Here is a 13,138-nt window from a genome sequence, read left to right on the forward strand (position 1 = left end):
CCGGATGGGTGAAAGCGAAGTGTATTTCCGTAGCGGTAGGTTAACCGTCACATCAAGTTATGTCGCATTATATATCAACTATGAAGATAAATAAGCAACAAATTGCGTGCGAAAACAGCTTTTAGTTAAAACGTGATATAAAAAATGGTAGACTAACCAAAAAGGAGGAGTCGAGTTATGGATACATTAAAAAATAAAACAGCGATTGTAACTGGTGCGAGCAGTGGAATTGGTGCGGCAATAGCAGAGCATCTTGCGAATGAAGGTGCTAACGTTGTGTTAGCAGCCAGAAGAAAAGAAGAGCTAAGTACAATAGTAGAAACAATTAATAGCAAAAATAAAGGGAAGGCTATTGCAGTTGTTACTGATGTTAGCAAACAATCAGAAGTCGATGAACTCTCAGCAAAAGCGGTAGAGGCATTTGGTGAGGTTGATATTTACGTCAATAATGCAGGGCTGATGTTAATGTCAGTTATTCAAAATGGTCATGTACATGAATGGGATAGCATGATTGATGTAAATATTAAAGGTGTTCTTTACGGTGTGAATTCTGTTTTACCGCGAATGGTTGAACGTTCAAAGGGACACATTGTGAATATTTCATCTGTTGCAGGTCATGAAGTTTCAAAAGTAAATGCGGTGTATAGTGCAACCAAATTTGCAGTCCGTGCATTATCTATGGGATTAGAAAAAGAGCTTGCCAGAACCGGCGTACGGGTAACGAACATTTCACCAGGGGCGGTAGATACAGACCTTGCCACCCATGGTACCGATGAATCATTAAAACAAAAAGCGCAATCAAGTGATCGAAAACGTCTAGAATCAGCTGATATTGCTCGAGCAGTAGTATATGCTGTGACTCAACCTGACTATGTGAACGTAAATGAAGTTACGGTAAGACCAGTATAATCCATGCTAAAAACTCAAAAAAGGATAACTACCAAAGGGTGGTTATCCTAGTCATTACTATGGATGATCTCATCGACAGAATCATAGTTATTTATGTAGTTTAAGTGAACTGCTTCCCACAGATAACATGAAGCGATGGTGCAATAGGGATCCCATCTGGATGCTTTTTCCATTAAGATACTACGCCTTTTGGTTTTGTCGACTTGATAAAGCCATTTAGCACCACGTTGGATTCCGATATCGTCTAATGCTAAAACATTCATCCTTTCTAATGAGAAGATAAGAAACATTTCTGCCGTCCATTTCCCAATACCTTTAATGCTTGTTAGTTGTTTTATAACTTCTTTATCATCAAGCATATGTAACTTTTCGAATACTATTTCCCTATTTTTTACTTTTGCAGCCAGATCACGTAAATAGTCAACTTTTCGCATGGAAAGTCCAACTGCACGTAATTGATCAATGTCTGTATCAATAATCCCATCTGGGGTAATATGATGAATCAATAAGTGATCAAGCCTGTTGTAGATTGCATCTGCTGCAGCGACCGAAATTAATTGGCCAATAATGGATCGTACTATAGATTGGAAATAATCCGGTCTCATCGAAATCTCAATTTTTCCAATAGTTGTTATAAGTTTTTCCAGAACCGGGTCTGATTCACATAAAATTTCAACGGGTCTATCGTCTTTTTCTATTACTAATTTTTTCATTGTACAACCCCCACTTGTAAAACGTGTTTAGTTTAGAATATTAAAAAAAGGCTAATATATGTAGAGGGTAATGGATTTATTAGCCCTCAAAATTAATCTCTGCTATTATAGATAGTAGCATAGATCATAATAATATTGAATTTTACGTAATGTTAAATAGCTAAATTATTGGAAGGGGAATGTTACATGACTACGAACAAACCAAAAATTGTTGTACTTGGAGCAGGTTATGCTGGAATGATGACGACAAAACGATTAACACAACAGTTAGGGCGTGAAGAAGCAGATATTGTACTTATTAATAAGCATAATTATCATTATCAAACAACATGGCTACATGAAGTTGCAGCTGGAACCATTAACCACAATTCAGCACGAGTAATGATAAGTGACGTTATTAATCCGAATCGGGTCCGCTTGATTTATGATGAAGTAGTGAAGGTAAATAAAGAAGAGCAACTTGTTGAATTGGAAAATAGTGAAATCAGCTATGATTATTTGGTGATATCACTTGGTTTTGAAACGAATACATTTGGTATTAAAGGTATGAAGAACAAAGCTTTTGCTATTCAGGACATTGATTCTTCTCGTAACATTTATGATCACATAGAATATCAATTCTCTAAATATAATAATGAGAAAAATCCAGATGACGGCAGTTTAACGATCCTAGTTGGCGGTGGTGGTTTTACGGGTATAGAATTTGTCGGTGAATTGGTAGAACAGGTTCCAAAATTATGTAAAAAGTACGATATAGACCGTAATAAGGTTCGTATTATAAATGTTGAAGCAGCACCATCTATTTTACCTGGATTTAATGAAGAGCTTATTGATTATGCGAGAAAATCACTAGAGGCTCGTGGTGTTGAATTCAGAGAAGATACGAAAATTCAAGAATGTAAAAAGAATAGTTTTGTTGTAAACGATGGTGAAGAAATTCCAGCAGGTACAATTGTTTGGACTGGTGGTGTCACTGGGAATTCTATTCTTGGAAAATCGGGATTTGAATTAACAAAGGGAAAAGTAACTGTTGATGAGGATTTACGTGCTCCAGAAGAAGACAATATTTTTATTCTCGGTGATTGTGCATGGGTTATGAATAAAGAAGAGGATCGACCGTACCCACCAAATGCACAAGCAGCAATTCAGCATGCAGCTACATGCGCACGAAATATTAAAGCACTACTACGGAATGAACCGTTAGAAAGCTTTATCTTTGATGATAAGGGAACTGTAGCATCATTAGGCGTATCTGACGCAATGGGAACCGTATTTTCTGACCGTAAAATATATGGAAAATCAGCAGCTACGATGAAAAAGGTTATTGATAACCGATATGTATTCATGCTTGGTGGTCCAAAACTATTCCTTAAAAAAGGGAAAATTCGCCCGTTTTAATATAATTTGACAACACACAGAATCAGTTAGGGAGGGAAACGCTTAATGAAAAACGGTACACTTTACTTTGTACTCATGGCAATTGCATCTGTAGTAGGATATGCAGCTGCCTGTAGAACGATGGAAAATTCAAGAGATTTTCGATAAGAAAACTCATCGCTATGCCTTAATGGCGAAAGCACTTATGCAGGTAAGAAAATTTTATAATTTATTATTAACTAAAATCTAAACCATCTTGCTGATATGAAGCAAGGTGGTTTTTTAGTAGTAAGGTAAGAGTAGATCGACTCCGTGTGAAAAGGCATCCACACTACTTATGCTTGTCGAGTCTTTCAAGGCACTTGCGCTTTTGTTTGTATTTTATACATGTTTCCAACGCTTTTTCTAATACTACAATTAGGAGGTCTATATGTATGAAAGTAATTCTGCTTACTAGTTTACTGTTATGTGTTACCCCATTATATGTGTTAGCTGAACCATTACACTTGATTGATAAAAATGAAGTTTTGGAAACCGTTCACACGGAGCAATATGCCCTAAATTTAATTGATGAGATCTTTATTGATGAGAAAAAAATGGAGTTTCTAATCGATTATTTAAATCCACTTGTCTATAGTGAACCCCAAAATGCAATGTTGGATAAGTACGGTACTATTGTACCTGAGAAGCCGGGATTTAAGCTCGATAGACAAAATTTTATCTATTCTTTTCAACGGGTATTTTACAATGGTAAACAAAATAGAATAACGATTCCAAAGAAAATAGTATTTCCAAAAGTAGATAGTGAATTATTAGCAGAAATTAAAACAAATGAGATCAGTCATTATAGTACTTTTTTTAAAAAGGGTAATAAAGAACGTTCTACTAATATTGAAATTGCTACAAAGGCAATTAATAATCATGTGGTTTTTCCGGGTGAAAAATTTTCGTTTAACAGTGTAGTTGGTAAAAGGACTGAGGAAAAAGGGTATCAGCGAGCACCCGTTATTGTGAAAGGAGAGTTATCAGAGGATATAGGTGGGGGTATTTGTCAGGTTTCATCAACTTTATACAACGCGGTTGATTTACCTGGAATTGAAATGGTGGAACGCTATTCCCATAGCCGGAGCGTGCCGTATGTTCCACCTGGCAGAGATGCTACGGTTAGTTGGTATGGACCCGATTTTACTTTTATAAACAAATATAGTCATCCGATCTTAATACGAGCAACTTCTGAAAATGGAAGGATGTTTATTCGTATTTTCTCCTCTGAGTCAGTTGAATCCAAACCGAATTAGATTTAATGGTGAAGTTCACAACTGTCATCATCACATTGCCCCACTGGAACGAGCTTCCGATTTTCAGCTATCTTTCTATATAAAAAATTACCGAGTCCAATCCATTTAAAAAGATACATGAAAGGTAATGCAGGCCACATTAGAGGTAGCATTTTTGCTATTTGAATAAGCGCATTATAACCCCTGTACCACTTTCCATTATATGCTACATGAAGTTCTTTTTCCATTTCTTTTGGATAATCTTCTAATGTTCGGAAAGAGTTGAATGTAAGCTTCTTGGCCCAGTCTATTTTTGTCCATAGAGTTGCAGAGGTTTTGCAAAACTTACAATAGCTATCATAATAAACGACCAAACGTATCACTCCCTTTGTTACCTCTATTATATCATCATTACGTAACGTTTCAGTAATTAATCGGATACTGATACACTTAAGTTATATAGAGTTCATGATATGGAGGGATGTAGGGTGCCTAGTAAAGATGTTTATAATTTATATGAAGCGTTAAAGCAGAAAGGTAATGAGGATAATGAAGAGGATTTACTTGTTATTGCCGAGGAGTTTAAGCGTGGTCATTTTCCGAATGTACTTTCCAAATCACGGGATTTTCGCAAAAAACAGATAGGTTCTAACGATTTTGTGAAGATACTGTTTATGGTAGAAGCGGTTAGCTATGCTCAAATTGGTGAACATGAAGCATCAAAAGATATTATTACTGACATGTATAAAAACGTAAGTGACCAAACGAGTGATGAGTTGAATTTACTTGGCAGTCTAGCATTTATGAGTGACTTTAAATTGGCACGGCGTATTATTTCCCAAGCAATAAAACAAATGGAAGCAGAAGGTGAAACGAATACGTTAAAGGTAGCCCGAGGATATATGGTATTAGGAGAAACAGAAGAAAATCTGGAAAAATACGTTCGAGCGATTAAATATTATAAACAGAGTTTAAGCATTTTTAAAACGAAGTCCACAGATACATATATGATTTTGTTTTTACATTTTAAAATAGGTATGCTTTATTCTGCCTTAAATAATGTAGAGGAATCTATCCACTATTTACATAAAACGATTGAACTGACAGGTGATAAAAATCCAGAAATGGAGCTTAATAGTCTTGTGAGCATTGCTAAAATGTATGGAAGCAACAATGAAAACGAATCTGCTTTTCCATATCTGGAAGAAGCTTTAGAGAAATTACCTGGTTCGTCAATGAAAGATACGTGGGTTCATGCCGAAGCAATGACTGAGATGGCATTTTACTATTTTGATCAGTCCAAGCTTTCAGAAGCGATTCCATATTATTATGATGCTATTAAAATTTTTAAACAACTGCCCCAGAAATCTGATCGAAAACTGGGAATGATACACATGCAATATGCTTATTGCTTGGAGCATAAACAAGATTTAGACTTATTACTAGCGGGGAAGAGCTATGAACAAGCCATTGTTCATCTGGAGAAAATTGAAGATCGTCAATTAAAAGAAAATGCCTTTGCAGATGTTATTACGTTCTTTGACAATACCAAAAATACAAAGAAGAAACAGTACTATGAAAATAAATTTGTCAAAATGGTGAATAATGCATGATGTTATTACCGATTTTATAAAATATTATATTTATAACATTGACAGCTTACGGAGAGTAGTATATGATAACAGTTGATAGTGATAATCGTTATCAGTTGAGCGGAAAGTAGGTGTACACAATCAGTTTAGTAGAAATAATGCGCCAAAGAAGAACCATCCTTGATTATAAGCCGGATAAGGTCGAGCGCAGATTATTGCTGGAATTATTTAATCACGCAGCATATGCACCAAACCATCATATGAAAGAACCATGGAAGATAAAAATATATGAAGATCAATCACGATCTGCTTTTGGAGAAAAAATAGTTGATAGTTACATACGTCTTGGATTGTTAAAGACATTAAACGAAGAGAAACTTAAAAAAGCCCGACAATCCTATGATCGTTTTTTTACATCTGTACCACATCATGCGTTATTTTATATGGAAAAAGAAGATCATGGTGGTTACTTGGATGATGAGAATTATGCTGCAGTTTGTGCATTTATCCAAAATTTCCAGCTAGTTGCTTGGGAAAAAGGAATTGGGACTATGTGGACAGCAAAACCAACCCTATTGGATAAAGTGTTTATTCGAGATATCGGTTTGTCACCTGAACAACATAGGTTAATAGCGGTGTTACAAATTGGTTATCCTAATAAAATACCAAACGGGAAAGAACGAACATCAATTGAGGATAGTATTGAGTGGAAAACAGAGGAGAGAGACATATGAAGAAAAAAATTAGCTTGTTTGTAGTTATATTTTTATTAACAATTTTAGCGGCTTGTGGTGGTAACGATGAAAATGCAAATGAAGAAAATGATGTAAATGAAGAAAATGATACAAATGAAGAACGATCGGTTACGATAGAAGATGCCAGAGGTGAACAAACAATTGAAGGTACACCAGAAAATATTGTGGTATTAGAGTGGTCATATGCTGAAAATTTACTTGCACTTGGTATTCAGCCCGCAGGTGTAGCTGATTTAGATGGGTTTCATCAATGGGTAAATATCGATGAGGAATTTGATGAAAGTGTAGCAGATGTTGGGACACGACAGGAACCTAATTTAGAAGCAATTTCACGCTTAAATCCAGACTTAATTATTGCGGTGGATTTCAGACATGAGCAATATATGGATAGTTTGGAAGATATCGCACAAGTCGTGACTTTTTCTCCATATGGGGAAGACGCTATACAGGATCATTATCAAAATATGGTCAACGAATTGAATACAGTAGCAAAAATTGTTGATAAAGAAAATGAAGCAGAGCAATCGTTGTCTGATTTAGATGCTTTCATGGAAGAACAAAAACAGCGAGTAACTGATGCAGGACTTGAAGGCGGTACGTATATTGCCACACAGGCGTTTACTGCGCAAAATACTCCAACACTACGATTATTTACTGAGAACTCGATTGTTGCTCAGGTCATGAGTAACCTAGGCTTTGATAATGCATATGAATCTGATAAAGTTGAAACATACGGCTATAGTGAAGTAACGGTTGAAGCTTTACAGAACTTCCAAGAAGAAAATCTTCAATTCTTGTACATTGTACAAGAGGAAGACAATATTTTTGAAGACCAGCTTAAAGGAAATCCTGTTTGGGAGAATCTAAGTTTCGTTCAGGATGGAAACACACACCAATTACCAGGTGACACGTGGACATTTGGTGGAGTGCTCTCAGCAGAAGTACTAACTGAACAATTAGTTGATGCTATGATAAAAGAGTGATTTAGATGAGTTCAACCTTTAAAAAAATGATGGTTGCGGTTCTTACCTTTGGAGGTGGAACCGCCCTTTTATGTACGTTAACCTTTATACATATTAATCAAGGAAGTGTACTGATACCTGCTGAATCTGTTATCGATGCTATTTTTTCACCTCAGGATACGTTAGAACACCATACAGTTAGGATATTACGTTTGCCAAGAGCAATGATGGGGATCATTGCTGGTGGTGCATTAGCGGTAGCTGGTGTTGTACTACAAACGGTCACGAAAAACCCATTGGCTTCGGCAAGTACGTTGGGTATACATTCTGGGACTTATTTTGCTGTGGTGTTAAGTACGGTACTATTTCCGGCTGCATTATTTGGAAACGGTATTATGGTTGCTTTTTTAGGCGGTATATTGACGTTTTTAATCGTATTTGTTTTATCTGGTGGTAATAAGGCTACACCAGTTCGAATGGTATTGGCGGGGATGATCGTAACGTTTTTGTTTTCCTCACTAACAAGTGTTCTACAGATTTTCTATGAAAATGAAACAGCAGGATTATTTCTGTGGGGTTCTGGAACTCTCGTACAAAATGATTGGAGCGGAGTTCAATTTTCTTTGCCGATTATTGGAGTAGGGATGGTACTGGTTTTAGCAATGACTTTAAAACTGGACACACTAACGCTTGGTGATGATGTGGCAACATCCCTAGGGCAAAATGTAAATGTCGTAAAATTCATATCAATTGTTGCTGCAGTATTATTAACATCTGTTACCGTTAGTGTTGTTGGGCCAATCGGATTTGTAGGCTTGGTTGCTCCACACATCATTAAACTGATTGGTTATCGTAAACATATCCCACTAGTAATCGCCTCGTTTATTTGGGGTGGAAATGTATTACTATTGGCTGATATAGTAGCAAGAATTATTGATCCTTCTTTTTCGGAGCTTCCTGTAGGTGCAATTACAGCGTTAATTGGAGCCCCGTGGTTAATTTATTTAGTCCTGCGTATGAAAAAATCAAAATATGGTGAGGAAAACACCTCGGTTATAGCAGGGAAAACAACTATGGGCTTGTCATTGAAAGTAGTTGTACCTATACTTGTAGCTGCGATTTTGATTACGCTATGTATTAGTTTGGCATCGGGCAATTATGGGTTTGAACCAGTTGTAACGTTTCAAGCATTTTTTGGTGATACAAATGATTTCATGAAGAATCTAATCTTAGATCTTCGTTTACCTCGTGCATTAGTTGCCTTATTAAGTGGTATGATTTTGGCTGTGAGCGGTCTGATATTTCAAGGTGTATTGAGAAATCCGTTAGCAGATCCTTCTGTGATTGGGATTACGTCTGGTGCTGGGGTTGGTGCACTTCTCACGATGTATGTCTTTGGTGTTTCAGCAGTTTGGATTCCAATTGGAGCTATGATTGGTTCGTTTGTATTTTTCATATTTGTAATGTTCCTAGCTATCCGTGCATCATTTCAACCAGCTATATTAGCACTCCTTGGAATTGGTGTATCTGCATTTGGATCAGCGATTATTCAAATATTGGTCGTACAGGCAGACATGGGTGTTGCGTCTGCATTAACATGGCTTTCGGGGACGACATACGCAAAAGGCTGGACTGAGTTACTACATTATTTAATATGGCCAGCATTGATTTTATTCCCAATTCTATTAGTTAGGGTTCGGGTACTTGATACGCTATCCTTAGGTGATGATACGGCAACAGGGTTAGGATTAAATGTCATGTCGACACGATTCCAGCTCGCAATGTTTGCGACATTACTTGCTGCATTTAGCGTGGCCGCTGTTGGTGCAATAGGCTTTGTTGGATTAATAGCACCTCATTTTGCCAGGTTGCTTGTTGGCCCGTCAAATCAGCGATTATTACCCGTTACATTGTTAATAGGTGGCTTATTGTTAGTAGTTGCTGATGTGTTCAGTAGAACCTTGTTAGCACCCAATGAGATTCCATCAGGTATCCTAGTAGCGATTATTGGTGCTCCATACTTCTTGTGGTTAATGAAGCAGCGGGGATAGCTACATGACAAAGCTCCTGAAGAGAGAAATATATTCTCATCAGGAGCTTTATTTATGGGGTTGGAGTTTAAGAAAGAGTTTTGTTGCCCAAAAAGCAATATACATAACTGCTACATCAATCAGGAATAAATAGGTTAAGTTCATGCCCTTATGTACTCTTAACAAGTCAACAGACAAAGAGAAATAACCAAATCCATAGGCAAAAATAGCTGAACCAATAAGTGCGTAGATATAGTAATTTCTGTCATTATTGGTGCAATACTGATAGATAAGCATAAATACTATAGGTAGTAAAACTGCTGTTATGGTAACACCAACTGGTAGTAAATGGGTAAGACTATGAGGATAAACAAAATAGTTATTCATGGATAGGATATTATCGATATTGGCCCAGATTACATGTATGGTGTAACCAAAGAAGGAGATTTCAAATATCCTTTTCTTATCTATTATTAGTAATAGGATAATTAGAGGAATGATGACAGTTGCAACGTTGAACCAAAAATACCATGTATCAGGTCCGGAATAAAGGTTCCAATATTCGGATATAACGTTCCCAAGCTGTTCTTTTAGCTCGAATATTCTATGATAGAGTTCTTGTTCAGTCATACACTTTTCTCCCTATTCCAATAAATTATTTTCTTAGTGTAAGTCAGTGCGATCAAATTTATTCAATAAATAGGAGATACAGAGAAGAAGCTCGGTGATTTCCAAGCTTCTTCTCTGTGCTGCTATTCATTTTGCAATTGTCTAGATTTAATCCAGTTAATTAAGCCACCTTGTAACACAATGTCTCTTTGACGAGTCGAAAGATTATGTTCCAGTTGTATTTCTTCCTCTATTCCTTGTATTGTTCCGGTTAATGAGTCGTTTTGTTGTAGTTGATTGCGTAAGTCTCTAAATGTAAGAACTTCACCTTTGTCCACTTTTTCATAATCATCTTCATCTGAAAATGTCAGAGGAAGTATACCGAAATTAACAAGATTCTGCCAATGAATTCGCGCATAATCTTTAACGATCACAACACGTAAACCTAAATAACGAGGTGCTAGGGCAGCATGTTCACGACTTGAACCCTGACCATAATTAAATCCACCTACAATTGCATGCCCGCCCAACTGTTTACTATCAATACCTCGTTCAACGTAAGAAGAATCAACTGCTTCAAAAGTGAATTTACTAATTTCAGGCAGGTTACTTCTGAATGGAAGGACACGAGCACCACCAGCAAGTATTTCGTCGGTGGATAAATTGTCACCGACTTTAAGAAGTATTGGAACTTCCAATGTTTCCGGTAATTCGTCCATTTCCGGAATAGAAACAATGTTTGAACCTTTAATTAATTCTGTTTGTTTAGCTTCTTCTTTTGGAAGAGGTTTATCTAAAAGACCATCATCAATGTTTACATTGTTTAATTCATCGACTTTTGGATATGGGAAATCCATTGTTCTTGGATCTGTAATTTCTCCAGTTAATGCTGAGACAGCTGCAACTTCCGGACTACACAAAAAGACACTATCTTCTTTTGTACCAGATCTACCTGGGAAATTTCTAGGGGTTGTTCGTAAGCTATTCCGACCGGATGCTGGCGCTTGTCCCATGCCAATACATCCGTTGCAACCTGCTTGGTGTAGCCTAGCCCCAGCCTTTAATAAACTCGCAATATGAAATTCCTGCACAAGATTTGTTAACATTTGCCGTGATGTTGGATTTATATCAAATGAAATACTTGGGGCTATCGTGCGTCCGTTAACTATTTCGGCCGCAATTGCAAAATCTTCGTAGCCAGGATTTGCAGAAGAACCAATATAGGACTGGTAAATGGGGGTTCCAGCAATCTCTTTAACTGGAACGACATTACCGGGACTTGATGGTTTTGCAACTAAAGGTTCCAATTCAGAAAGGTTAATTTCCTCATAGAGGTCATATGTTGCATCCTCATCAGCAACTAGTTCCATCCAATCCTCTTCACGATGTTGTAAGGTTAGGAATTTCCTGATTTCAGCATCAGATGGAAAAACAGTGGTTGTCGCTCCAAGTTCAGCCCCCATATTAGCTATCACATGACGCTCCATCGCAGTTAATTTTTTAACGCCAGGACCATAAAATTCAATAATCTTTCCTATACCACCTTTTACATCATAACGACGTAACAGCTCCAGGATGACATCTTTAGCACTTACCCAATCAGGTAATTCACCTGTTAATTTTATGCCGAGAATTTGTGGCATTTTAATATATATTGGTTCACCTGTTATCGCCATCGCAACATCAATTCCGCCAGCACCCATAGCAAGCATTCCCATACAGCCATTAGCACAAGTATGGCTATCTGAACCGAGAAGCGTCTGACCTGGTTTGGCCAATCGCTGCATATGAACAGGGTGACTCACACCATTTCCGGGCCGACTATAGTACAGCCCAAATCGCTTTGACGCACTTTCTAAAAATAAATGATCATCTGGATTCTTACTATCTACCTGTATTAAATTATGATCAACATATTGTGCGGAAGCTTCTGTTTTTGCATAATCCAAGCCCATAGCCTCAAGCTCGAGCATGACCATGGTACCAGTAGCGTCCTGGGTTAAAGTTTGGTCAATTTTTAGACTGATTTCATTTCCAGGCTCCATAGAACCTGACACTAGGTGGTCTTCTATTAGTTTTTGTGCAACATTTAATCCCATAATATTACTCCTTTCGTTTAATACTCTCTTTAATCTTTACCTCGGATTTGCTTTGGTTAAACAGAATTTTAGGTGAGGTGGGATTATCGCTCGATAGCGTTAGAAAATGATCAACAGAGGGTGAAACCGATCGAGAGAACTAAAAAATGATCAACAGAGGATGAAATCGATCGAGAGAGCTGAAAAATGATCAACAGAGGGTGAAACCGATCGGCAGAGCTGAAAAATGATCAACAGAGGGTGAAACCGATCGAGAGAGCTGAAAAATGATCAACAGAGGGTGAAACCGATCGAGAGAGCTGAAAAATGATCAACAGAGGGTGAAACCGATCGAGAGAGCTGGAAAATGATCAACAGAGGGTGAAACCGATCGGCAGAGCTGAAAAATGATCAACAGAGGATGAAACCGATCGGCAGAGCTGAAAAATGATCAACAGAGGATGAAACCGATCGAGAGAGCTGAAAAATGATCAACAGAGGGTGAAACCGATCGAGAGAGCTGAAAAATGATCAACAGAAGAAGAAATCGATCAAGGAATCCTCAAAATTGATCGAGCAACCTACTTATTCGATCAAGAGAACTGAAAAATGATCAACAGAGGATGAAACCGATCGAGAGAGCTGAAAATTGATCAAGAAGACCGCTATTCGATCAAGAGAGCTGAAAATTGATCAAGAAGACCGCTATTCGATCAAGAGAACTGAAAATTGATCAAGAAGATCGCTATTCGAGAAAGAGAACTGAAATTCGTTTAACTTACAAATGCGTGGTCTAACTCCACCGTCTTTAGACGGTATCAGCTTTTAGCCTTGCC

At 37.4% G+C, this 13,138-nt stretch carries 12 protein-coding genes; 7 read left to right on the plus strand and 5 right to left on the minus strand.

The features are described from left to right. The first annotated feature begins 177 nt into the window (after window positions 1–177). Window positions 178–909 (plus strand): SDR family oxidoreductase, encoded by a 732-nt coding sequence (locus ACFQ3N_RS16880; protein WP_390363765.1) that lies wholly within the window; start codon window positions 178–180, stop codon window positions 907–909. Between the two features lie 47 nt (window positions 910–956). On the opposite strand, the gene ACFQ3N_RS16885 is transcribed toward ACFQ3N_RS16880, so the two are convergent. Beyond that, on the minus strand, window positions 957–1,622 hold the full coding sequence (locus tag ACFQ3N_RS16885) for a DNA-3-methyladenine glycosylase family protein (RefSeq protein ID WP_390363767.1): 666 nt from the start codon (window positions 1,620–1,622) through the stop codon (window positions 957–959). Between the two features lie 186 nt (window positions 1,623–1,808). Between ACFQ3N_RS16885 and ACFQ3N_RS16890 the strand changes: the two genes are divergently transcribed. Continuing rightward, the gene (locus ACFQ3N_RS16890) at window positions 1,809–3,020 is read left to right on the plus strand and encodes an NAD(P)/FAD-dependent oxidoreductase (protein ID WP_390363769.1); all 1,212 of its coding nucleotides are present in this window, start codon (window positions 1,809–1,811) and stop codon (window positions 3,018–3,020) included. A 310-nt stretch (window positions 3,021–3,330) separates the two neighbouring features. Here ACFQ3N_RS16890 and ACFQ3N_RS16895 read toward each other — a convergent pair whose 3' ends face one another. Continuing rightward, window positions 3,331–3,510: a hypothetical protein gene (locus ACFQ3N_RS16895; protein WP_390363787.1), complete on the minus strand. Its 180-nt coding sequence runs from the start codon at window positions 3,508–3,510 to the stop codon at window positions 3,331–3,333. Between ACFQ3N_RS16895 and ACFQ3N_RS16900 the strand changes: the two genes are divergently transcribed. Beyond that, entirely contained in the window at window positions 3,434–4,297 is an 864-nt protein-coding gene (locus ACFQ3N_RS16900; protein WP_390363771.1) for a VanW family protein, read from the plus strand. The genes ACFQ3N_RS16895 and ACFQ3N_RS16900 overlap by 77 nt on opposite strands. 2 nt (window positions 4,298–4,299) lie before the next feature. Here ACFQ3N_RS16900 and ACFQ3N_RS16905 read toward each other — a convergent pair whose 3' ends face one another. Continuing rightward, the gene (locus ACFQ3N_RS16905; protein WP_390363773.1) at window positions 4,300–4,650 is read right to left on the minus strand and encodes a thiol-disulfide oxidoreductase DCC family protein; all 351 of its coding nucleotides are present in this window, start codon (window positions 4,648–4,650) and stop codon (window positions 4,300–4,302) included. Window positions 4,651–4,764: 114 nt separating this feature from the next. Here ACFQ3N_RS16905 and ACFQ3N_RS16910 point away from each other — a divergent pair, with 114 nt between their 5' ends. The 4 genes from ACFQ3N_RS16910 to ACFQ3N_RS16925 all read left to right on the plus strand — a co-directional run bounded on the left by ACFQ3N_RS16910 (window position 4,765) and on the right by ACFQ3N_RS16925 (window position 9,636). Then, the gene (locus tag ACFQ3N_RS16910; RefSeq protein ID WP_390363775.1) at window positions 4,765–5,889 is read left to right on the plus strand and encodes a tetratricopeptide repeat protein; all 1,125 of its coding nucleotides are present in this window, start codon (window positions 4,765–4,767) and stop codon (window positions 5,887–5,889) included. 137 nt (window positions 5,890–6,026) lie between these two features. Beyond that, window positions 6,027–6,602 carry a nitroreductase family protein gene (locus ACFQ3N_RS16915; protein WP_390363777.1) on the plus strand — a complete coding sequence of 192 codons (576 nt, stop codon included), beginning with the start codon at window positions 6,027–6,029 and terminating at the stop codon, window positions 6,600–6,602. Beyond that, the gene (locus tag ACFQ3N_RS16920) at window positions 6,599–7,606 is read left to right on the plus strand and encodes an ABC transporter substrate-binding protein (RefSeq protein WP_390363779.1); all 1,008 of its coding nucleotides are present in this window, start codon (window positions 6,599–6,601) and stop codon (window positions 7,604–7,606) included. Before ACFQ3N_RS16915 ends, ACFQ3N_RS16920 begins: the two co-directional genes overlap by 4 nt. A 5-nt stretch (window positions 7,607–7,611) precedes the next feature. Beyond that, complete coding sequence (locus ACFQ3N_RS16925; protein ID WP_390363781.1) at window positions 7,612–9,636, plus strand: iron ABC transporter permease; 2,025 nt, start codon at window positions 7,612–7,614, stop codon at window positions 9,634–9,636. A 48-nt stretch (window positions 9,637–9,684) separates the two neighbouring features. On the opposite strand, the gene ACFQ3N_RS16930 is transcribed toward ACFQ3N_RS16925, so the two are convergent. Further along, on the minus strand, window positions 9,685–10,245 hold the full coding sequence (locus ACFQ3N_RS16930; RefSeq protein ID WP_390363783.1) for a hypothetical protein: 561 nt from the start codon (window positions 10,243–10,245) through the stop codon (window positions 9,685–9,687). Window positions 10,246–10,367: 122 nt separating this feature from the next. Then, window positions 10,368–12,323, minus strand: coding sequence for an aconitate hydratase (locus ACFQ3N_RS16935; RefSeq protein WP_390363785.1), 1,956 nt, complete (start codon window positions 12,321–12,323; stop codon window positions 10,368–10,370). Between the last annotated feature and the right edge of the window lie 815 nt (window positions 12,324–13,138).

It is taken from the genome of Virgibacillus byunsanensis (assembly GCF_042675965.1).
GTDB lineage: Bacteria > Bacillota > Bacilli > Bacillales > Amphibacillaceae > Virgibacillus_R > Virgibacillus_R byunsanensis.